The following is a 20,444-nucleotide window of genomic DNA, read 5'->3' on the forward strand; positions in this document are numbered from 1 at the left end:
GGTCACTCCTGCAACAGCGTGCCGGGGTTCAGGCGCCCGGCCGGGTCGAAGTGCCGGCTCAGCGCCTGCAAGGTGTCCATCGCCAAAACGCCTTTTTCACGCAGCAGGTACGGCGCGTGATCCTTGCCCACTCCGTGCTGGTGGCTGATGGTGCCGTGGTTGTCGACGATGGTCTGGCTGGCCGCGTGTTTGAGTGCTTTCCAGCGGGCCAGCGTCGCAGGATAGTCCGCCGCCGGGCGAAACACGTAGGTGGTGTAGATGCTCGAGCCTTCGCCGTAGACGTGGGACAGATGGGTGAAGACGTGCACTCGCTCACCCTCGGCCGCCAACGCATCGCGCAGGCTGTTTTCGATCCGGTTGAGCAGGTTGTCGACGTTGCTCCAGTCGGTGGCGGTTTCGAGGGTGTCGACCACGTAACCGGCGTTCCACAGGTTCTCCCGCAGATACGGAAAACGAAAGCGATTCTGCGCCCACTTCTTGCCGAGCAGCGTGCCAGTGAACACCCCGCCGAACGCCTTCAGATGCTGGCGGGCCTGGCTCAGGGACAACGCATTCTGCTTGCGATTACCGGTCACGCCGAAGGTCAGCAGGCATTTGCCCTGCCCCGCGCCGCGCAGGTTCAGGTACTTTTCCAGCCAGGCGATCTGCTGCGGATGGCCGGCCAGCGCCAACTGGGTTTCGGTTTCCACCGCGTTGGACAGGCGCAGCATCGACAGCGGCACCCGCGCCTGGGCAAGTTGCTGAATGGCTTGCAGTGCCTTGCTCCAGCTGGGCAGAAACACACCGTAGAAACGCTCATCGGCCGGCAGCGCGCTGACCCGCACCTTGACCTCGGAAATGATCCCGAAACGCCCCTCGCAGCCCAGCACCACTTCACGCAGATCGGGCCCGGCCGCCGACGCCGGGAAGGTTGGAATCTGTAGCGGCCCGGCAAAGGTTTCCAGGGTTCCGCCGGCGAACAAGTGCTCGATCCGCCCATAGCGCAGCGACTGCTGACCACTGGAACGACTGGCCACCCAACCACCCAGCGTCGACAGCTCCCACGACTGTGGAAAATGCCCCAGCGTGTAGCCACGGGCACGCAATTGACTCTCTACCTGCGGACCACTGGCGCCGGGGCCGAAAGTCGCCAGCAGGCTTTGTTCATCGAGGTCGAGCAGGCGATTCATCCGCGCCAGAGACACCGTCACCACAGGCCGCGCAGAGTCTGGCGGGTTGATGTGCCCGGCCACCGACGTACCGCCGCCATAGGGAATCAGGCACAGGTCCTGCGCCTGGGCGAGCGCCAGCAACTGGCGAATGTGTTCGGCGGTTTCCGGGAACGCCACGGCGTCGGGATAGTTGCCCAGCGCACCTTCGCGCAATGCCAGCCAGTCCGGCAGGCTCTGCCCCCGGGCATGCAGCAGACGGTCATGGGCATCGATGCTGTACAGCGCGTGTTCCGCCAGCCGCGAGACCGGCACGCGGGCCATCGCCGCTTCAAGCGTCGCATCGGGCAACGCGCGTCCCTCCCCCAGTCGCTCATGGAGAAAACTTGCGCCCTGGGCCGGCAGTTCGACCACCGTGGTTGCATCTCCCCAGCCGTTCCAGCGTCGCATGCGTGTGTCCTTCTGTGCAGTCTGATCAGTGAGATTTCAGGCCCTCATACTAGTCAGCCGGCCGAAAGTGTCACGGTCGCATCCGGCCAGTTCGAGTAGCCAATTGAGTCAAACGTCGCGCAAGCGTCAGCCATTTACTTTAGTCGTGGATTCAAATTACCTTTCAGGGCGCTCATCCGCCCGTGGCGGCCTCGATCAAGGGAATACGGTCATGCAATCGCTCGGCTTCACCTCCGTTCCACCGCTGCTCAAGTACCTGCGCCATGCCGAACACCTGGGCATGGCCATCGAGCCTGCGTTGGCGGCGGCCGGGTTGCAGGCACAGCAGTTGAGCGACAACAGCCTGCGCCTGCCGGGTGAAACCCATGAGCGATTGCTCGATTACTTTTGCGAACACTCGGGCGATCCGCTGTTCGGCCTCAACGCCGCGAATTTCGTGCTGCCCAACTCCTGGAGCGTGCTGGGCTACATCACCATGAATTGCGCGACACTGGGCGACGCCATGAGCCGCATCATGCCGTTCGAAAAACTGGTGGGCGACATGGGTGTGAGCCGCGCCGAGGTGCAGGACAGCCACGTGCACCTGATCTGGAGCTGCCGCTTTGAGCGCCCGCGAATTCGCCGGCATCTGGTGGAAAACGTGCTCGGTTCCTGGCTGCAATACGCACGCTGGATTGCCGATACCCAACTGTCGCCGGCCGCCGTGTGGCTGGAGCACTCACGCCCGGCGGACACGACGCTGGCGCAGTACGAGCAGTTTTTCGAATGCCCGGTGCTGTTCGATCAGCCCTATTCCGCGCTGATCGTGCCGTTGCCGTATTTGCAGTTGCCGTTGCGTCAGGCCGATGCGCATTTGCTGCGCACGCTGGAAGAGCACGCGCAGAGCCTGATGGCGACGCTGGAGGATGCGTCGCTTGAGCAACGGGTCAAAAGCATCCTGCGCCAGTTGCTCAAGGAAGGTCTGCCGCGCAAGGAACAGGTGGCCGAACATCTCGCCGTCTCCGTGCGCACGCTGCAACGCCAGTTGCATCAGGCCGGCACCTCGTATCAGCAGATCCTCGATGACTTGCGCCAGGAACTGGCCGAGCATTATCTGTTGAACAGTACGTTGCCGATTCAGGACATCGCCCAGTATCTGGGCTTCACCGAACCGCGCTCCTTTCACCGCACATTCAAGAGCCGACGCGGGATGCCGCCCGGCGAGTTTCGCCAGACTCACCGGGTATCGAACGACAGTTAGAGACTGATCGCGTTGGTGAACACCAGGCGATTGCCGAACGGATCGGCGATGGTCATGTCCTGACTGCCCCACGGCATGGCCTGAATGCCTGGGTGCGAGAACTTGTAGTTTTTGGCCAGCAGTTGCTGCTGGAACGCCTCAAGCTCATCGGTCTCGATCCGCAGGGCCGAACCCGGTGTCGCATCGCCGTGATGTTCGGACAGATGCAGCACGCACTCACCGCGCGAGACTTGCAGGTACAACGGGAAGCCGGGTTCGAAACGGTGCTGCCAGTCGATCTTGAATCCGAGGAAGTCGACATAGAATTCCACGGCCTTGGCTTCATCGAAAATTCGCAGGATCGGGGTGGTTTTACCGAAGCTCATGGGCATGTTCTCGCGTATGGGATTCGCCCGCCTGAGGCGGGCGTGTCAGGTTCAAACGGCCTGCTCAGCGCACTGTCTTGAGCGTGAGGTCATGGTAGTAGTGGTTGTTCTTGTCGGTACGGGCGAAGAAAAAGTAGCCGTAGTCCTGCAGGTAGTAGTACGTATCCACCCGGCCGTACTGATCATTTTTCTGCTGGCAAGAAAGTTCTTTGGCCCCGCCGCTCAGCGTGGCATTGAGTTCATTGGCAGACAGATCACGAACCACCGTGCATTCATTGCGGCGAGTGATTTCGCCAAGCTTGCCAATCACCGAATTGGACGTGCGCAGTTGCATGATGTAACCCAGCTTGCCGTTGACCGGCATGTGCTGCCAGTCACCACTGAAGCTGAGCTCCTCCACGCTGGAGCCGTCTTTCATCGACGACGGCTTGCCCACGCCGAACTCCGTTTGCCTCACCAGCTCGAACAGCCCACGGAAGGTCACGCTTTTGCCCTCGTAGCCGTTGCCCGTCAAGCGCTGGGTCGACTGGCCACTGACAGCGTCGACACCGAGGAAACGTTCCTCGCGCATGTCCTTGGTCGTGGACTCGTAAGTGGACTTGCCTACCACTTCCACGTAGCTCAGAGGCTTGCTGACCGGGGTCATGTTCAGGTTCTTGATCGCGGAAAGTACCTTGTCGGATACCATCGGCAAAGTCGTTGGCTGGGTCTTCTTGGCACGGGGTACGAACACCGGCAACTGCGCGATGGATTGCGGCTTCTCACAGGCCAGTTTGAACAGCATCTCGTAGTCGTCATTGCTTCCGGCAATTGGCTGGGTGGCCAGCGAAGTGCGGTCCTGGCCGTCGGTCACGGTGTTGTCGACATTGAGGTCATACCCCCCGATCGGACGGAACACCTGTTTGGAACAGTTGACGGCATAGTGCTCACGCTTTTGTGCATAAGGCGCGTTGTAGGGCATATCGAACGCTACATACGGATTGTCGTAAGCGGCCCAGAACTTCAACTCATTGCCTTCGGTCTTGAGGCTGTTGCGGTCGATCATCACCCATTGCTGTTCGCCACTGCCCTTGACCACACGCCAGTCCGCCTGTGGCGTCTGCGCGCAGGCACGAATGAAATCAGGGTGACGCTTGAACGTCGGATACGCCGACGCAGGAATCGGCAAGCCCACGCTGTACTCGCGGCCATTGCCCCCCAGGTAGCGACGCACGGAACTGGTCAGGTACAGCAGGCTGCCGCGATCCGCCGTGCAAGAGGCTTCAAGTTGCGCGAGGATCCCTGATCCCGCTTGAGCGTTGCCTGTGTCGCTGGTTTGAAAGCTCAAGACATCGCCTTCGCGAATGATCGAGTCCTGCACGATCGGACGCATCAGGATGCCCCCTGTTTCAGCCTGGGAGGCGGCGGTTCTGGCCAGCGGGGTGACGGCGCAGCCAGTCAACAGGGTGACGGCTGCGAGCAAACTGACGCGATACATGAAACTCCCTGGGCGACGTACGCCAAATCCACTGAATGTCAGCGATTCGGCTTGGTCGGGGGAATCTTTAGTCTCAATGTGCCATCACCCTATTAATCCAGCTTCCCTGCCCTCACAACGCGCGCGCGAATCCCGCGCGCAAATCCCCCTGTCTGGCCAGGAACCGGCCTGCACTTCGCCCGCTGGCCTGGCCATCGCGGTAACTCAATACACCGCTGATCCACACCCCATCGATCCCTTGCGCAGCTCGCTGCGGGTCATTGAAATCCGCCACGTCACGCACGGTCACCGGGTCGAACAACACCAGATCCGCCCAGTGTCCTTCACGAATTTCGCCCCTTTCCTTCAAGCCAAAACGCGCCGCCGACAGACCGGTCATCTTGTGCACGGCGGTGTGCAGCGGAAACAGCCCGACATCGCGACTGAAATGCCCGAGCACCCGCGGGAAAGCGCCCCACAGGCGCGGGTGCGGGAACGGGTCTTCCGGCAGGCCGTCGGAGCCAACCATCGACAGCGGATGAGCGAGGATCCGGCGCACGTCGTTCTCGTCCATGCCGTAATACACCGCGCCCGCTGGTTGCAGGCGTTTGGCGGCGTCGAGCAATGACAGATTCCATTCGGCGGCGATGTCGATCAAGTCGCGACCACTGACATCCGGATGTGGTGTCGACCAGGTGATGGTGATGCGGTGGGCGTCGGTGACCTGCTTCAGATCCAGGGTCGAAGAACTCGCCGCATACGGGTAGCAATCGCAGCCGACCGGGTGAGTCTTCGCCGCTTCTTCCAGCGACGCAAGCAACTGCGGACTGCGCCCCCAGTTACCGGCGCCGGCACATTTGAGGTGAGAGATGATCACCGGCGATTGAGCATGGCGTCCGATGCGGAAGGCCTCATCCATCGCTTCCAGCACCGGTTCGAATTCACTGCGCAGGTGCGTGGTGTACACCGCGCCAAATGCATTCAGTTCTTCAGTCAGTTGCATGACTTCATCGGTGGACGCGGAGAACGCACTCGCATACGCCAGACCTGTGGATAAACCGAGGGCCCCCGCCTCCAGGCTTTCACGCAACTGCTCGCGCATCGCGCTGATTTCATCGTCGGTCGCGGTGCGAAACAGATCATCGAGGTGATTGCTGCGCAGCGCCGTGTGGCCGACCAGTGCCGCGACGTTAAGCGTGGTGTTGGCCGCTTCGACCGCCGCCCGGTAATCGCTGAAGCGCGGATAGACAAACGCCGCCGCCGAGCCGAGCAGGTTCATCGGATCCGGCGGATCACCGCGCAAACTGACCGGCGCTGCACTGATCCCGCAGTTGCCGACGATCACCGTGGTCACGCCCTGGCTGAGCTTGGGCAGCATCTGCGGCTGGCGAATCACCACGGTGTCGTCGTGGGTGTGCACGTCGATGAAGCCCGGCGCCAGCACTCGGCCGGCGGCGTCGAGTTCATCGGTGGCGCTCACATCGCGCAAGTCACCGATGCGCGCGATGCGGCCATCGAGGATTGCCACGTCGGCGGTGTAACCCGGGGTGTTGCTGCCGTCGATGACCAAAGCGTTGCGAATCAGGGTGTCGTACAGCATGTCAGTCTCCGGCGGCAGCTCGGCGTCAGTGTCTGCCTTTGATCAAATGGTGATCGAATCCTTGTTCGATCAGGTAGCGCCAGGCCACCTCGACTTCCTCGGGAATCACCTGCTCGGCCTGGAAGCCCAGCGAAGGGTAAACCATGATCCGGTGTACATCCCCGACCATTTCGTCGATCAGCCCCAGGACCCCGATCAGGTTGCTGACTTCTCCCGGAAAACCGAACGACGGCGCGTCCACCCAGGTCTCAAGCCCTGGCCATTGAACGGGCAAGGTCAACGCCACGCGCCGGATCGAATTCGGCTTGGTCAGGAACGTCGCCCGACGCACGTCCGGGAACAACTCCCTGGCAAACGCGATGTTCTCGGCGAAGTTGGTGGCACGGGATTCGAGGGTGAATTGATCCGGTGAAACACCTTGAATCATGGCCCGTTGCGCAAAAATATCGGCTTCGGTCCGTTCCCACAAATGCTTCGTCCAGTTTCCCGTGTTGCCGGTAAACAACAGATGCGGGGCGACACCTTTTTTCAGCAACTGGCAGGCGTAATCACAGACCCGCAGGTCGTAGGAGCCGCACACCACAATCAGCTCACAGTCACTGTGTTGGCGCCCTGCTCCGAGGAAATTCCACAGGACGGTCGCGTGTCGCATGGTCGGTGTCATTAGCGTGCGAACCTCTGGGCAAGCTGCCCGCTGATAAACAACCCACCGTCGGCATAGAGGTGTGTATCCACCCCGCCCTGCGAGACCGGGAGCGCTGTGAAATCCGCATACGTACGCAATGCCCCGTGAGCGGTCAGCGTCGGATCGTCGCCAATACCGATGCACAGCGCGCCGCTGCTGACCGCCGACTGCACGCCGCTGACGGAGTCTTCGAAGACCAGGCATTCATCGCTCTGACGCTCCAGTCGGGCGGCGGCCAGACGATAGGGATCAGGGGCCGGTTTGCCACTGCGCACATCGTCGCGGCAGATGATGCAGTCGAAAACCGCCGTCAGGTCGTGTTGCTGCAGGACGTGATCGACTCGCGCTCGCCAGCTGCTGGTCACCAGCGCCAGCGGCACGCGCCCATTCATTTGGGCGATGAACGCAGCGACACCCGGCACCAGCGAACAGCTCGAAACCTCTTCGATGGCGTCGACTTCTTGCTTGATGGCCACGCGCGTCTGTTCGTCGAACTGACCAAACAGGGCCTGCAGGGTATAGCCGCCCGGGCGGCCGTGAATGTGATCGTCGATGAACGCCTGATCGACGGCAACACCGTAGTTGCGCGCCACCGTGGTCCAGGCGAACTCGATGACCTCGCGAGACTGGATAAGCACGCCGTCCATATCAAAGCAGACGGCTGTAAACGTTCGTTGTGTCATCGGTTGCACTTCGCATTTTCTGGTGAGCAATGAATGCCAGCACGGTACCCATCAGGGCAAACAGCGCCATGACATACCAGGACCATTGTGGCTGCGTCTCGTACAGATACCCGGCAAAGGGTGTGGCCAGGCCCATGGGCAAGGCAACCGCCAGCGAGTAATAGACACCCTGGGTAAACACCTGGATGTCTGGTGGTGCATGGTCGCGAATGCAGCGCATGATCGCCGAGTGATACGCCGCGAAACTCAAGGCGTGCAGGCATTGCCCCAACAGGATCACGGGCACCGCATCGCTGTCGGAGAACAACGCCCAGCGCGCCGCCGCACAGACACTGGAAAACATCACGATGGACAACGGCGAACAGAACGACAGGACTTTGTTGGAGAACGCGAAATAAGTGATTTCCGCGATCACCGCCACTGACCAGAACACCCCGATGGCGGTTGAAGAGTAACCCTTCACACCCCAGCCGATCGACGCCGTGGAAAAGTACAGGGTGTGACTCAGTTGAATGAAGCTGGCCGCCGCAATCGCGATCAACAGACTTTTCTGCGCGAACAGTGCCTTCCAGTCCGGTCGTTCGATCGTGCGGCTGACCGGTTCCAGATATGCACGGGAGACCTGACGTTTCAGCCACAGACACGCCAGTGCGGTGAGCAACATGCACACGGCAATCACCACCGGCACCCATGACTGGCTGTACTGCGCAAACAACAGGCCGCCGAAAGTCGATGTCAGGATGAAAGCCGAAGAGCCCACCGCGCGGACCCAACCATAGTTCTGCAGAGCTTGTTTGTCACGCTTGAGCAGATAGGACTCGGACAGCGGCAACACCACCATCCACAGCCCGCCAAACAGAATGCTCAGGCACACGAATCCCCACAGGTGCACCGGCATGAAATAGAACAGCAACGTGCACAACGCCGCCGAGAAGCCGAGAAACGCCGCGAGCCGCAATTGGTCCACGCGCCAATCGGCCACGTACGTAATCAAGACCCCGGTCACCACCTGGGGCCAATAGACCGCCGCGATCAGCAGGCCAATCTGGCTGGCGCTGAAGCCCAGCGAATTCAGCCAGGTCGGCCAGAATGGGTAGATGATGCCTTCTGCCGCAAAGAACCCGAAAAAGATCAGATACATGGGTCAACCATACGCTCGATGCTCCTGAACAGGGCTCCAGCGGAGCCCTGTAACCATCCTTCCATTACTCGAAGCGTTGTTGGGTGAAGCTGTTTTTACCTTTGCGCCAGACAATCAGCGATTCACTCATCACCACCAGATCGACCATCCCTTCTTTCAACGCATCCAGCGCATCCTGAGGCGAACACACGATCGGCTCTTCGTGCCGGTTGAACGATGTGTTGATCAACGCTGCCTGACCGGTCCGGTCATGCCAGGCATTCAACAGACGATGCATGAACGCATCACGCTCAGGGCGAATGATCTGCGGCCGCGCCGTGCCGTCGATATGCACCACCGCCGGGCTCGCTTCGCTGAACTGCGGATGACAATCGTAGGTCATGGTCATGGTGTCTGCTGCCACTTGATCCTCGTCCCACCCGACATAGCAGGCCGCCGCCTGTTCGATGGCGGTGACCGGACCGAAGGGCATGAACTCCGTGCGGTGCATGCGTTTGTTCAACCAGTCGTTCACTTCGCCATCCTGCGCGTGATAGACGATGCTGCGGTTGCACAGAGAGCGCGGGCCGAACTCCATCTTGCCCTTGAACATGCCCAGCACCTGGTTTTCCATCAGTGCGTCGGTCAGCACGTCGATGATGTTCGACGGTGTGTGGTAACCGAGTTCTGGATAGTCGCGATGGATCAGGTTGATGTTCTGCGAAACGCTGCGCGATTCCGGCCCGAGTGTCATCGCCGGGTTCTTGAAGCGGGTGCCGTTTTCCAGGTACGCCGCCCCGACGGCCGCCGCCAGTGCCAGCCCGCCATCGCCCATGCACGGCAGCACATAGACGTTTTTCACGCCGGGAATCTCGCGCAGGCGCTGGTTGAGTTTGACGTTGCCAAACACACCGCCGGCCAGGCACAGGTTGGTGCTGCCGCGTTGTTCCAGGTGATGTTTGACGATCGCCACCAGCAAGTCTTCGGAGTGACGCTGCACGGCGGCGGCGATGTCCTCGGGGGTTTCCCGAGAGAAAAGCGTTTCCAGTGATTCGCTGTAGTTGTTGTAGGACGGCACGAACAGCTCGCCGCAACGGGCCTTGATGCGCCCGTCTTCAAAACGGATCATCTGCTGCATCACCCCCAGCAACTTCTGCGGATCGCCAAAAGCAGCCAGGCCCGTGACCTTGCCTTCATGCCGGTTCGGTTTGTAGCCCAGCAAATGGGTGATCCGGCCGTAGAAATAACCCAGGCTGTCGATGCTGGTTTCGCGCTGCAGCACCGTGGTTTCGGTCGGGCTGTACCAGGTCACGGTCAGCGACTGGAAGTCGCCGCGCCCGTCACAGGTCAGGGTCAAGGCCTCATCGAACGGCGAGCAGACATAAGCACCGAGGGCATGGCATTCATGGTGATCGATGTAATACGCCTTGCCGGCCAGGCCATTGGCGACAATGTATTGGTCGAATTCGGCGCGCTTCTCTCTGTCGTTTCGGACTTCATCGGTGACTCGCTGGCGGAACTGCGCCAGGCCTTCGGGGTTGTTCCGGACTTCCTCGACGATTCGGTCGAAATACAACTCAAGGTGTTTATCTGCGTTGAAACCGGCATTCCATCCGTAAGCCACGTAGTCGAGATCTTCCAGCGACACGCCGGCCTGGCTCAACACAAACTCGATGGATTTGGCAGGCCAGATCTTGTGGTCCTTGATACGGGTGAAACGCTCTTCGCTGACTGCCGAGAGAATCTGACCATCGCGTACCAGGCAAGCGCCCGACAAATCGTTATTGGTAATGCCCAAAATGACCATAACTACTCCTTGTTCTTGCCAATTTCGCGGATGAGTGTGCCCACGACCGAAGAGCGCAATGCTCCGGCCAAGGCGCGTGGCGCCGTGTCATGAACCGTGAGGAGGCGAAATCATCTGGTTCGCCCGGGATATGCCTTTACGTGCAGGCAGCAGAGGTGCGTATTGCCATCGCAAATTCCTTTTTGCAGAAAAATTCCACGGGCGTTACCCACCGACCTGGCCTCATGGCCAGACCACCAGTGGGTGCCCGCTATCCTACAAACCGGCCAGCTGCGTTGGCCATGCCTGTGCGGGGATCAGACTAGTAGGAAATTTCTGAACGTTTCGATGAGCCTCGGCATCCTGTCCGTCTTTTCCGGGGCATAAAAAAACCTGTGGGAGCCGGATGGCTCCCACAGGTTCAAGTGTGGTGTGTGGACTCACACCATTTCGTTGCGAATCCATTCAACTACTGACGTGCGCTTCGGGGCCCAGCCCAGCAGTTCGCGGGCATGCTTGCCACGTACCCGGCTGTTGGAGCCCAGGCCATAGTTGGCCATTTCATAGCCCCACTCTGCTTCGGCGTCTTTCAGCGGCCAGTCTTGTGGCTGGCCCAGGTTCAGGGCTTCGGCCATGGCGGTGGTCATGTCGATGAACGACGCTTCGCCGCTTTCGACGAAGTAGAACGTGCCCGGGACGTTTTTGGTCAGGGCCAGCAGGTACAGCGCAACCACGTCTTCGATGTGCACGTTGGACCAGATGTTCTGGCCGGTACCGACATGACGCACCACGCCGCTTTTGCGCGCCTGTTTCAGCAGGCGCGGCAGTTGCACGCTGTCGCGATTGACGCCCAGGCTGTGACCGTAAATCAGGGTGTTACAGATGACTGCCGAGTTCACGCCGTCCTTCGCTGCCGCGAGGATCAGGTTGTCGATGGCCACCCGTGCGGCTTTGTCGACAGTCGGCTCCGGCAGGTTGTCTTCGAAGTAGATGACGTCGCTGGATTTGCCGCCAGAAGCGTCACCGACGATGCTCGACCCGCTGGTGTGCAGGAACACTTTGTTCGAGCCGCGCAGGGCATCGAGCAAGGCTTCGACGGCGCCACGATGGTCGCTGCTGGCGGCGTTTATCACCGCGTTGGCGGCGCGGGCCTGCTCGGCCAGCAGTGCCTTGTCGTCAAGGGTGCCGATCACCGGGGTGATGCCCAGTGCTTTCAGCTCATTAGCCTGCTCGGCGCTGCGCACAAGACCGGTGACGGTGTGCCCGGCCTTGACCAGACCAGTGGCGATGGAGCCGCCGATAAAACCGGCGGCGCCGGTGACGAATACGTTCATGGAGAAACTCCCTGCGTGAATAAATGATGCAACGAGTATCGACCGGCGAGCCCTGTGGAAAAACCCGCCCTCAACCAATTCACTCTTGCGCAGGGGTCACGAATCAGCCTTTGAAATCGGCGCTGGCGTAAGCCGCCAGTTTGCTCTGGATGAAGTCCAGGAAGCACTGGATCCGCAGCGCCAGTTGCGAGTTGCGGTAGTACACCGCGTTGATCGGCTGGCGATAACCGCTGTTGAATTCCGCCAGCAACACCTTGAGGCGCCCGGCGCGAATGTCGTCGATGGTCATGAAGTGCGAGAGGCAGGCAATGCCCTGGCCTTCCAGCGCCAGATGCCGAACCGTCTCGCCGCTGGAGGCGCTGATCGCCGGGGTGATCGGCCAGCGATCGCCGTGCACGTAACGCAGCGGCCACTGGTTGAGGCCTTCGTTCTGGGTGAAGCCGAGCAAGGTGTGTTCGCTGAGGTCGGCCACTTCCAGCGGCGCGCCGTGTTTTTCCAGATAGGCGGGACTGGCAACGATCAGCAGCGGACTGCAACCCAGCGAGCGGGCATGCAACGTCGAATCGGCGAGGGTGCCGATGCGGATGGCGACGTCGGTGCTTTGTTCCAGCAGGTCAATGATCAGGTCATTACTGTTGAGTTCGAGCTGGATGTCCGGGTACAGCCGCCGGAATTCGTCGATGTACGGCACGATGGCGTGGAGCATGAACGGCGATGCGGCGTTAATTCGCAGCCGTCCTGATGGCGTCTGTTGGCGCGAAGAGAGGCGCTCCTCGAGCTGATCCATCTGGTCGAGAATCAGCTTGGCCTGCTCGAAGAAATACTTGCCTTCCTCGGTCAGGTCCATGCGCCGGGTCGTGCGGTTGATCAGCGTGGTATCGAGCTTGGCCTCCAGCCGCGACAGCGTGCGGCTGACCGCCGACGGCGTCTGTCCGACCTGCTCGGCGGCGGCGGAGATCGAACCGCATTCGATCACGCAGACGAAAATCTGCAACTCATCGGATCTGGCTTTCACGGGTGTCCTCGAATCGAAAGGCCTGCTGCGCAAGCTCAGGCCTTCGATAGTAGCCGAGCGTCAGGCCTTGAGGCCAAACACCTCGGTCAGATGCTGCTCGTAACGCGCCACATCCGCCTCGATGTTCGGGCGTTTCATCACGTCCACACAGAGGAACGTCGGCAGACCGGTCATGCCGAGGAACTCGTTGGCCTTGTGGAACGGGAAGTAAACAGCGTCGACGCCTTTGGCTTCGAAGAAGTCGGTCGGATCATCGAACGCCTGCTGCGGTGCGTTCCAGGTCAGCGACAGCATGTACTGCTTGCCCTGGATCAGGCCTCCGCTGCCGTACTTCTGCGAGGAGTCGGAACGGGTGCGACCGTCGCTGGCGTACAGACTGCCGTGGCCTTCGGTGAAGACTTCGTCGAGGTACTTTTTCACCGTCCACGGCGCGCCCATCCACCAGCCCGGCATCTGATAAATGATCACGTCGGCCCAGAGGAATTTGGCGACTTCTTCGGCGACGTCGTAACCCTCGTCGATGAAGGTGGTCTTGACGTCGAGACCGCCACGATCCAGCACGCTCAGCGCCGCTTCGTGCAGGGTGGTGTTGTAGCGACCGTCGGAGTGGGCGAATTTTTTACCGCCATTGAGCAACAGCACTTTTTTCATGGGACAGCCTCGATCGGATTCCGATGCGCAGCGCAGAGCGCTGGATGGAGAAGGGGAAAAATTGAATGGCGGCAGATTAGCGATCCGCCTCGCGCGGAATAAGCACCGCTTGCGCAAAATTCATTTGAGTAAAACGCACGAATCCAATGCTGATTGTTGCCTTAGGATTGGCCGCCATCTGAATCTGAGGAGTTTTTTTGCGATGAGCGAACGCCAGGGTTTCATCCTGCACGCCAAGACCCGCCCGGAAAAAGCCGAGGCCTTCGAAGCGTTTTTCCGCGCTTATGTCGAGCCGAGCCGCGCAGAGCCGGGCTGCATCGAGTACCACATGCTGCGCGACAAGGAAGATCCGAGCCTGTTCATTTTCTACGAGATCTGGGAAACCCAGGCGCATCTGGACGTGCACTCGAATCTGCCGCACATGCAGCAATTCCTGGCCCAGCGCATGGAGTATCTGGAGCGGGATTTCGATATCCGCCCGATTGAAATGCTCAGCGATTCGTCCGCTAGCCGCTGATCAGCAGATGGGCGCCGAGCGCGCCCAGACCGATGAAAAACACCCGCTTGAACAGCACGGCGCTGATGCGCTGACGCAGCCATTGGCCGAGCAGCATGCCGAGCACCGCCGGGATCAGCGCCAGCAACGAGGCGCTCAATTCTGCGCCGCCGAGCGACCCGCGCCAGAGCAATCCGCCGGCCAGCGCCAGGGTCGACACGGTGAAGGACAGGCCCAGCGCCTGCACCAGTTCATCGCGGTTCAAACCCAGGGCCTGCATGTACGGGACGGCGGGAATCACGAACACGCCGGTGGCCGAAGTGATGATGCCGGTGATCACGCCACACAGCGGCCCCAGCCACGGTTCATGACGGCGACTGACACTCAGCGTCGGCAGGAACAACCCGCTCAACGCATAGAGCAGCAGCGCCGCGCCGAGCCCGCGCACGACCCAATGCCCGCCTGACATGCCGATCCACAAAGTGCCGACGGCCGTGCCGAGAAAGATCGCCAGCAGCATTGGCCACAGCCGTTTCACCAGCCCGCGCAAATGCCCGCCGAACGCCAGTTGCCAGATGTTGGTGAGGGTCGCCGGAATGATCAGCAACGCCGCAGCCTGCGACGGTGCCATAGCCAGACCGAGCAGCCCCATGGCGACAGTGGGCAGGCCGAGGCCGATCACTCCTTTCACCAGACCGGCGACGACGAAAGTCATCAGCACCAGCAAAGACAGGGCCAGACCGAGGTTTTGATAGAAATCTGCGAGTGCGTTCATGGCGATACTGTGCGCCTGCGCGGGTGAACTGAAAATCTGTCATACACTGAGGCAGCCTCTCTTTCAGCAAGAGCCACGACCGATGCACTTCGACCTCACCGACCTGCGCCTGTACCTGCACATTCTCGACAGCGGCAACATCACCGCTGGCGCCGCTCGCAGTCATCTTTCGCTGGCGGCGGCCAGTGCGCGGATCCGGGCCATGGAGGCGTCGCTGGGCACCGAGTTTCTTGAGCGCGGGCGCCGTGGCGTCACGCCGACCCCGGCCGGTAAAGCGTTGGCGCAACATGCGCGTGTGTTGCTGCAACAGGCCGAACGCCTGCAACAGGATCTGGCCGAGTACGCCCGGGGCGTCAAAGGCCAGGTGCGGTTGCTGTGCAACACCACGGCCCTCAGCGAATACCTGCCGGAGGTGCTGGCGGATTTCCTGCGTGAGCATCCCAATCTCGATATCGATCTGCAGGAGTTGCCCAGCGCCCGCATTACTCATGCATTACGCCAAGGGGCGGCGGATCTGGGCATCGTCTCCGATGCGATCGACACCACCGACTTGCAGACCCGAGCCTTTCGCGATGATCCGCTGGTGTTGATTCTGCCGCTGGAGCATCCGCTAGCCGACGCCGCCGAGGTCAGCTTCAGCGATGCCTTGCATCACGATTTTGTCGGCCTCAACGCCGACAGTGCCTTGGCGGTGTATCTGGAAGAACAAGCATTGCATGGCGGTTCGCGGATGCAGATCCGCATCCGCGCCGATGGTTTCGACGGGGTGATGCGCATGGTGGCCCGGGGCGCCGGCATCGGCATCGTGCCGCTGGCGGCGGTCCAGCGTGCCGCGCCGCAGGCCTTCAAGTCCCTGCCGATGAATGAAGCGTGGGCCAGGCGCAAACTGTTGCTGTGCGCCCGCGACTTCGCCGCACTCCCCGCCTACGCCCGCGCCTTGCTGGACGCCTTGACTCTGCCCTGAGGGGCAGACTTTACCCTTGAGGTTTCTTCCTCAGGGGCAGTCATGATGGGCAAGCGGATTTTGTTGATTCTCGGCCATCCATCCAGCGAAAGTTTCTGCGCCGCACTGGCCGGACACTACCTGGCCTCGGCCCGCGAGGCCGGGCACGAGGTGCGGCAACTGTCCCTCGGCCAGCTCGATTTCGACCCGATCCTGCGCGACGGCTACAGCCGAGTTCAGACACTTGAACCGGATCTGCTCCAGGCCCAGGCCGACATCCTGTGGGCCGAACACCTGACGCTGGTGTACCCGATCTGGTGGGGCGGAATTCCGGCGCTGCTCAAAGGTTTTTTCGACCGGGTCCTGCTCCCGGGTTTCGCTTTCAAATACCGCCAGGGCAAAGCCTTTCCCGACAAACTCCTGCATGGTCGCAGCGCCCACTTGCTGGTCACCATGGACACGCCGCCCTGGTATTACCGCTGGATCTATCGCATGCCTGGCCTGCACGAAGTGCGCAAGAACACATTGGCGTTCTGCGGTATCGAACCCCGACGCACGTTGACCTTCGGGCCGGTACTCGGCGCCAGCGACCATCAGCGTGAAACCTGGCTGAAGCAGGCCGGATCCATTGCCCGCCATTGAGTTTTCCGTTATTGCTGCGCAGGCCCGCTGACGGAGAAAAGGGATTTGCACATGTACATCGGCCAGGCCGCACAACGCTCGGGAACCACGATCAAGACCATCCGCCATTACGAATCGATCGGTCTGCTGCCCGAGGCCCGGCGCCAGGGCAAATACCGGGTTTACGATCCGCAGACGGTCGAGCTGCTGAGCTTTATCAAATGCGCACAGGCGCTGGGTTTTCGCCTCAGGGAATTGCAGGCGATCTTTGCCGGCCAACCCGAATTGACGCCCTATGAAAAGGCCCGCCGCGCGATTGCCGGCAAGCAGCAGGAGATCGCAGCGCAGCTCCTCACACTCACCCGACAGCAAGAGCAACTGAGCGCGCTGGAAGCCAGCCTTGAACACGCGCAACAGCAATGCCTGTCGAGCGTATCGACTGCAAAATAAGCACAAGGAATAGCTTGCAAGGTACGGATACATACGTACTATATCGCCAGAGCGAACGTGTTGCCCGATACCCGTTTTCGCACAACGACAACGGACAAGGAAGAACGGATCGGCTCCATTAAACCTACATGGAATGAGGTGACGCGATGGTTGATTCAACGGAGTTTCGTAATGCAATGGCGATGCTGGGGAGTGCCGTCACCATCGTCACGACCGATGGCCCTGCGGGGCGATTCGGCTTTACCGCGTCGGCGGTGTGCAGCGTGACGGATTCACCGCCCACGCTGCTGGTGTGCGTCAATCGCTCGTCGTCCAATCACGAGCATTTCAAGACCAATGGCGTGCTGTGCGTGAACGTCCTGACCGGCGATCACCAGTCGACTTCCGGGGCGTTCGCCAATCGGCAGTTGAGCATGCAGGAGCGTTTTTCCAGCGTGAACTGCCAGACGCTCAAGACCGGATCGCCGGTGATCGAAGAGGCGCTGGTCAGCCTCGATTGTCGGGTCAGCAAGGTCGACGAGGTCGGCACTCACAGCATCTTCTACTGTGAAATCCTCGAACTGCAGCAACACAGCGAGGCCACGGAAGGCCTGGTCTATTTCAACCGCAGTTACTACCGTCTGAACGACGAACTGCGCCTGGCACCCGAGCAGTGATCCAGACACCCGCCGGCATCGCAGATTGCTAGCCGGCGGGTCATGACAGGGATGTAACCATGCTATTCAATGAAGACAACTTCGCGGATATCGACCTGAACCTGATCATCATTTTCCTGGTGCTGTTCCGCGAACGCAGCGTGTCACGCACGGCCGAACGCCTGCACGTCAAACAACCCGCCATCAGCGGATCACTGGCACGACTGCGCAAGCGGTTCGATGATCCTCTGTTTCTGCGCTCATCCAGAACCATGCGCCCGACCTCGAAAGCCGAGGAACTGGCGCAGGCCCTGACGCCCGCCATCAAGCAGATCGAAGCGGTCATCCGGCTCTAAAAAAAATGCGAAAAAAAACCTGCGGGGGTTCGCTCCCGCAGGTTTTTTTCATCAGGCCGACTTGAGCGCCTGAGCGTACTCGACCCGTGCCCAGAACGCCGGCAGAAAGCACTCGCTGACCAGCAGCGCCGAACCATTGCGGGTGAAACGCGAACGCCGGGCCAGCAACCGCTTGGCCTGTGGCGCATAGCGATAGGACAACGCCGCCAACGGTGCGCCGGGGGACAACAAGGCGCATTGGAAGGGTTCGCGCAGAGTCAGCTCCGAGGTGTAGAGAATCTCGGCCAGCGGCCGGCGACCGTAGCCGTTCAGATCCGACCAGTCACCGTTCAGCGCCGGCATACTGGTCAGGCTGCGCGCGGTGACGCAGGCCTCGCCATCCAGTTTCATCACCACCTCGCGCACCCAGCCAATGGTCATCGGCGGCACGTTCAACGCTTGCGCTTCTTCAGGATTGAGCGGGCCATGGGACTGCTCGACCACTTCGATTGAATAGTCGCCCATGGCTTTCAGACGCGGGGTCAGTGCCCCGGGCAAAAACAGCCAGTGATGCTCGGAGCCGGTCAATTCCGACAGGGGTCGCGACGACCAGTAATGACTTGTATCCATACCCGCACACACCTTCCTGGTGATGGTGAATTGATTGGTTGCCGTGGAAGGCCAACCCTTCACCGGCGGTGTCTGTCACTCGGCTCCGTTTTCTTCGGTCACTTCGTGTTTGCTGATCACGCTGATGGTCTGTTCATCGGTCTTGACCGCCGACAGCAGCGAGTCGAGAAGCCCCGGGAAACGCACGTCCATGTCTTCACGACGCAAGGACAGCAGGTTTTCCCGACCGTAGGGGCGCTGCCAAATCAGACCGCTGTCACGCAGTACCCGCCAGTGGTGGGTCATGGTCGACTTCGATGCGCCCTTGAGGATCCGGCCGCATGGATGTTCCTGGCCATCGGACAACACTTTCAACACGGTCAGGCGTAGCGGGCTTCCCAATGCGTTCAGCACATTTTCCAGAAGGATCTGATCCTGATTGGGATGATTCGGGACGTTCATAGGTAGGTACCCTTGATGATATAGGCGGGAATAATCCGGCTTGTATTCGTCTATACGAGAACAGTAAGACTATACACAATATGCCTTTTCCCCGCGACAGCCGCCCCGAAGGCGGCGTCCCGAAAAACACTACAGAGCACTGCTCTGTGCCGTCTCCAGCGCGGGGGCCTGGAACCCGCCGCCCAGCGCCGCCATCAACGAAACCGAGCTGTCGATGTGCTTGCTGTTGAGGAAGGCCAGACGCATTTCGTCCTGAATCAATTGTTGCTCGATATTCAGGGCATCGAGGAACGTGTCCTCCCCGGCCTTGTAGCGCGACTGCGACAGATCGTAAGACGACTGCGCAATCGAACAGGCATCGCGCTGCACGACGATTTGCTGCTCGAAAGAACGCAACTGCGTCACCGAAATCGCCACCTCATGCAGCGCCGAATTCAACACCCGGTTGTACTGTGCAATCGAACTGTCGAGCTCAGCGTTGCCGGCCTTCAGATCGGAGCGCAGACGACCCGCATCGAAGATCGGCAGCGACACCGTCGGCGCCACATTCCAGAATTTGCTGACCCCGGCGAACATCGCATCACCGATCAAGGCATGCGAACCCGCCGCCGCCACCAGGTTGATGTTCGGGTAGAACGTGGTCTTCACCGCCTCGACGTTCCTGGTCTCGGCCTCCACCCGCCAACGTGCGGCGACGATGTCCGGGCGACGACCCAGCAACTGGGCCGGCAACTGCGCCGGCAATGCCACCACGCTGGCCTGCAGATTCGATGGCCGCTCAAGCGTGTGCGCACGGTCGACGCCCTTGCCGATCAGCGCCGACAATTGCAGCCGGGCGATTTCGATGTCTTCGTTGGCGCCGATCAGGGTCGATTCCGAACGCGCCTTGAGACTCTGCACCTGCTTGAGTTGCGACAGGTTGTCGAGCCCCGAGCCGTACCGCGAATCCGTCAGTTCCACCAGTTTGCTCAAGCGTTCGAGATCGCGCTGGTTGAGCTCCGACACCTGCCAGGCGTACGCCAGTTGGTTGTAAGCCTTGACCACGTTGGTCGCCAGAATCAGCCGCGACGATTGCAGGTCGACTTCTGCTGCTCTTGCACTGTTGAGCGCCGATTCCCAGGCGGCACGCTGGCCGCCCCAGAGGTCGAAGGTGTAGCTGAAATTCACCGCCAGATTGCGTGCGGTGAAGTACTTCTCACCTTCGCCGCTGTAGTCCTCGAAACGCGACAGCCGACCGCGAGTGACACCCGCCGACGCGTCCATTTCCGGGTAACGCTCGGCGTCGCGCAGGTCGAGAAATGCGTTGGCCTTGGCGACCCGGGCAGCGACTTCCTGCAAGTCCGGGTTGCTGGCATACGCCTCTTCGATCAACGCGCCCAGGCGCGGATCACCCAGCGATGTCCACCAGTCCGCACGCGGCCATTGGGCCGGCGGCAATTTGTCTTTCAGGCTGTCGGACGGCGCATCGCCGACCGCCAGCAATTTGCCCTGATGATCGATCCCGGCGTAGTTCACACAACCCGCCGCCAACAGGATGGCCGTCGCCAGGGGCGCCAGCATCAAACGTGTAATCGAATACATGTCA

At 60.7% G+C, this 20,444-nt stretch carries 22 protein-coding genes; 7 read left to right on the forward strand and 15 right to left on the reverse strand.

Annotation, left to right across the window (positions count from 1 at the left end):
- Positions 1–2: 2 nt before the first annotated feature.
- A complete protein-coding gene (locus AC07VV_RS29425; RefSeq protein WP_495038239.1) occupies positions 3–1,598 on the reverse strand; it encodes an FAD-binding oxidoreductase in 1,596 nt (531 codons plus the stop codon).
- 211 nt (positions 1,599–1,809) lie between these two features.
- Here AC07VV_RS29425 and gliR point away from each other — a divergent pair, with 211 nt between their 5' ends.
- On the forward strand, positions 1,810–2,838 hold the full coding sequence (gene gliR / locus AC07VV_RS29430) for an AraC family transcriptional regulator GliR (protein WP_495038240.1): 1,029 nt from the start codon (positions 1,810–1,812) through the stop codon (positions 2,836–2,838).
- Here the strand turns inward: gliR and AC07VV_RS29435 are convergent.
- The 10 genes from AC07VV_RS29435 to mdaB form a co-directional block, all read right to left on the reverse strand.
- Positions 2,835–3,203: a glyoxalase superfamily protein gene (locus AC07VV_RS29435; protein ID WP_169428769.1), complete on the reverse strand. Its 369-nt coding sequence runs from the start codon at positions 3,201–3,203 to the stop codon at positions 2,835–2,837. The two genes, gliR and AC07VV_RS29435, sit on opposite strands and share 4 nt — an antisense overlap.
- A gap of 64 nt (positions 3,204–3,267) precedes the next feature.
- Positions 3,268–4,680: a hypothetical protein gene (locus tag AC07VV_RS29440; protein WP_495038241.1), complete on the reverse strand. Its 1,413-nt coding sequence runs from the start codon at positions 4,678–4,680 to the stop codon at positions 3,268–3,270.
- A gap of 112 nt (positions 4,681–4,792) precedes the next feature.
- Positions 4,793–6,259: a D-aminoacylase gene (locus tag AC07VV_RS29445; protein ID WP_495038242.1), complete on the reverse strand. Its 1,467-nt coding sequence runs from the start codon at positions 6,257–6,259 to the stop codon at positions 4,793–4,795.
- A 25-nt stretch (positions 6,260–6,284) separates the two neighbouring features.
- Positions 6,285–6,923 (reverse strand): YdcF family protein, encoded by a 639-nt coding sequence (locus AC07VV_RS29450; protein ID WP_495038243.1) that lies wholly within the window; start codon positions 6,921–6,923, stop codon positions 6,285–6,287.
- On the reverse strand, positions 6,923–7,627 hold the full coding sequence (locus AC07VV_RS29455; protein WP_495038244.1) for an HAD family hydrolase: 705 nt from the start codon (positions 7,625–7,627) through the stop codon (positions 6,923–6,925). The genes AC07VV_RS29450 and AC07VV_RS29455 overlap by 1 nt, the downstream gene beginning before the upstream one ends.
- A complete protein-coding gene (locus AC07VV_RS29460) occupies positions 7,593–8,768 on the reverse strand; it encodes an MFS transporter (RefSeq protein ID WP_495038245.1) in 1,176 nt (391 codons plus the stop codon). Before AC07VV_RS29460 ends, AC07VV_RS29455 begins: the two co-directional genes overlap by 35 nt.
- 64 nt (positions 8,769–8,832) lie before the next feature.
- The gene (locus tag AC07VV_RS29465; protein WP_495038246.1) at positions 8,833–10,554 is read right to left on the reverse strand and encodes a carbamoyltransferase family protein; all 1,722 of its coding nucleotides are present in this window, start codon (positions 10,552–10,554) and stop codon (positions 8,833–8,835) included.
- A gap of 419 nt (positions 10,555–10,973) precedes the next feature.
- Complete coding sequence (locus AC07VV_RS29470; protein ID WP_495038247.1) at positions 10,974–11,867, reverse strand: NAD-dependent epimerase/dehydratase family protein; 894 nt, start codon at positions 11,865–11,867, stop codon at positions 10,974–10,976.
- Between the two features lie 103 nt (positions 11,868–11,970).
- Positions 11,971–12,882 (reverse strand): LysR family transcriptional regulator, encoded by a 912-nt coding sequence (locus tag AC07VV_RS29475; RefSeq protein ID WP_192563425.1) that lies wholly within the window; start codon positions 12,880–12,882, stop codon positions 11,971–11,973.
- A 60-nt stretch (positions 12,883–12,942) separates the two neighbouring features.
- Positions 12,943–13,533: an NADPH:quinone oxidoreductase MdaB gene (mdaB, locus tag AC07VV_RS29480; protein WP_495038248.1), complete on the reverse strand. Its 591-nt coding sequence runs from the start codon at positions 13,531–13,533 to the stop codon at positions 12,943–12,945.
- Between the two features lie 202 nt (positions 13,534–13,735).
- Here mdaB and AC07VV_RS29485 point away from each other — a divergent pair, with 202 nt between their 5' ends.
- Complete coding sequence (locus AC07VV_RS29485; RefSeq protein WP_495038249.1) at positions 13,736–14,050, forward strand: putative quinol monooxygenase; 315 nt, start codon at positions 13,736–13,738, stop codon at positions 14,048–14,050.
- Here the strand turns inward: AC07VV_RS29485 and AC07VV_RS29490 are convergent.
- A complete protein-coding gene (locus AC07VV_RS29490) occupies positions 14,040–14,804 on the reverse strand; it encodes a sulfite exporter TauE/SafE family protein (RefSeq protein WP_495038250.1) in 765 nt (254 codons plus the stop codon). The genes AC07VV_RS29485 and AC07VV_RS29490 overlap by 11 nt on opposite strands.
- 82 nt (positions 14,805–14,886) lie before the next feature.
- Between AC07VV_RS29490 and AC07VV_RS29495 the strand changes: the two genes are divergently transcribed.
- The 5 genes from AC07VV_RS29495 to AC07VV_RS29515 all read left to right on the forward strand — a co-directional run bounded on the left by AC07VV_RS29495 (position 14,887) and on the right by AC07VV_RS29515 (position 17,809).
- A complete protein-coding gene (locus tag AC07VV_RS29495; protein WP_495038251.1) occupies positions 14,887–15,768 on the forward strand; it encodes a LysR family transcriptional regulator in 882 nt (293 codons plus the stop codon).
- Between the two features lie 42 nt (positions 15,769–15,810).
- Entirely contained in the window at positions 15,811–16,389 is a 579-nt protein-coding gene (locus tag AC07VV_RS29500; protein WP_495038252.1) for an NAD(P)H-dependent oxidoreductase, read from the forward strand.
- Between the two features lie 51 nt (positions 16,390–16,440).
- Positions 16,441–16,818 (forward strand): MerR family transcriptional regulator, encoded by a 378-nt coding sequence (locus tag AC07VV_RS29505; protein ID WP_495038253.1) that lies wholly within the window; start codon positions 16,441–16,443, stop codon positions 16,816–16,818.
- 146 nt (positions 16,819–16,964) lie between these two features.
- Positions 16,965–17,474, forward strand: a complete 510-nt coding sequence (locus AC07VV_RS29510) for a flavin reductase (protein WP_007953834.1) — start codon at positions 16,965–16,967, stop codon at positions 17,472–17,474.
- 59 nt (positions 17,475–17,533) lie between these two features.
- Positions 17,534–17,809 (forward strand): helix-turn-helix domain-containing protein, encoded by a 276-nt coding sequence (locus tag AC07VV_RS29515; RefSeq protein WP_085713206.1) that lies wholly within the window; start codon positions 17,534–17,536, stop codon positions 17,807–17,809.
- Between the two features lie 51 nt (positions 17,810–17,860).
- On the opposite strand, the gene AC07VV_RS29520 is transcribed toward AC07VV_RS29515, so the two are convergent.
- The 3 genes from AC07VV_RS29520 to AC07VV_RS29530 all read right to left on the reverse strand — a co-directional run bounded on the left by AC07VV_RS29520 (position 17,861) and on the right by AC07VV_RS29530 (position 20,440).
- Entirely contained in the window at positions 17,861–18,418 is a 558-nt protein-coding gene (locus AC07VV_RS29520) for a chorismate--pyruvate lyase family protein (RefSeq protein WP_495038254.1), read from the reverse strand.
- A 75-nt stretch (positions 18,419–18,493) separates the two neighbouring features.
- On the reverse strand, positions 18,494–18,859 hold the full coding sequence (locus AC07VV_RS29525) for an ArsR/SmtB family transcription factor (protein ID WP_007953843.1): 366 nt from the start codon (positions 18,857–18,859) through the stop codon (positions 18,494–18,496).
- 129 nt (positions 18,860–18,988) lie between these two features.
- Entirely contained in the window at positions 18,989–20,440 is a 1,452-nt protein-coding gene (locus AC07VV_RS29530) for an efflux transporter outer membrane subunit (RefSeq protein ID WP_495038255.1), read from the reverse strand.
- Positions 20,441–20,444: the final 4 nt, after the last annotated feature.

This window comes from Pseudomonas sp. GW821-FHT02C04, assembly GCF_059421845.1.

Coding starts and splice junctions, on each gene's coding strand:
- AC07VV_RS29425 (WP_495038239.1), bottom strand. CDS start 1,598: ATGCGACGCTGGAACGGCTGGGGAGATGCAACCACGGTGGTCGAACTG.
- gliR (WP_495038240.1), top strand. CDS start 1,810: ATGCAATCGCTCGGCTTCACCTCCGTTCCACCGCTGCTCAAGTACCTG.
- AC07VV_RS29435 (WP_169428769.1), bottom strand. CDS start 3,203: ATGAGCTTCGGTAAAACCACCCCGATCCTGCGAATTTTCGATGAAGCC.
- AC07VV_RS29440 (WP_495038241.1), bottom strand. CDS start 4,680: ATGTATCGCGTCAGTTTGCTCGCAGCCGTCACCCTGTTGACTGGCTGC.
- AC07VV_RS29445 (WP_495038242.1), bottom strand. CDS start 6,259: ATGCTGTACGACACCCTGATTCGCAACGCTTTGGTCATCGACGGCAGC.
- AC07VV_RS29450 (WP_495038243.1), bottom strand. CDS start 6,923: ATGACACCGACCATGCGACACGCGACCGTCCTGTGGAATTTCCTCGGA.
- AC07VV_RS29455 (WP_495038244.1), bottom strand. CDS start 7,627: ATGACACAACGAACGTTTACAGCCGTCTGCTTTGATATGGACGGCGTG.
- AC07VV_RS29460 (WP_495038245.1), bottom strand. CDS start 8,768: ATGTATCTGATCTTTTTCGGGTTCTTTGCGGCAGAAGGCATCATCTAC.
- AC07VV_RS29465 (WP_495038246.1), bottom strand. CDS start 10,554: ATGGTCATTTTGGGCATTACCAATAACGATTTGTCGGGCGCTTGCCTG.
- AC07VV_RS29470 (WP_495038247.1), bottom strand. CDS start 11,867: ATGAACGTATTCGTCACCGGCGCCGCCGGTTTTATCGGCGGCTCCATC.
- mdaB (WP_495038248.1), bottom strand. CDS start 13,533: ATGAAAAAAGTGCTGTTGCTCAATGGCGGTAAAAAATTCGCCCACTCC.
- AC07VV_RS29485 (WP_495038249.1), top strand. CDS start 13,736: ATGAGCGAACGCCAGGGTTTCATCCTGCACGCCAAGACCCGCCCGGAA.
- AC07VV_RS29490 (WP_495038250.1), bottom strand. CDS start 14,804: ATGAACGCACTCGCAGATTTCTATCAAAACCTCGGTCTGGCCCTGTCT.
- AC07VV_RS29495 (WP_495038251.1), top strand. CDS start 14,887: ATGCACTTCGACCTCACCGACCTGCGCCTGTACCTGCACATTCTCGAC.
- AC07VV_RS29500 (WP_495038252.1), top strand. CDS start 15,811: ATGATGGGCAAGCGGATTTTGTTGATTCTCGGCCATCCATCCAGCGAA.
- AC07VV_RS29505 (WP_495038253.1), top strand. CDS start 16,441: ATGTACATCGGCCAGGCCGCACAACGCTCGGGAACCACGATCAAGACC.
- AC07VV_RS29510 (WP_007953834.1), top strand. CDS start 16,965: ATGGTTGATTCAACGGAGTTTCGTAATGCAATGGCGATGCTGGGGAGT.
- AC07VV_RS29515 (WP_085713206.1), top strand. CDS start 17,534: ATGCTATTCAATGAAGACAACTTCGCGGATATCGACCTGAACCTGATC.
- AC07VV_RS29520 (WP_495038254.1), bottom strand. CDS start 18,418: ATGGATACAAGTCATTACTGGTCGTCGCGACCCCTGTCGGAATTGACC.
- AC07VV_RS29525 (WP_007953843.1), bottom strand. CDS start 18,859: ATGAACGTCCCGAATCATCCCAATCAGGATCAGATCCTTCTGGAAAAT.
- AC07VV_RS29530 (WP_495038255.1), bottom strand. CDS start 20,440: ATGTATTCGATTACACGTTTGATGCTGGCGCCCCTGGCGACGGCCATC.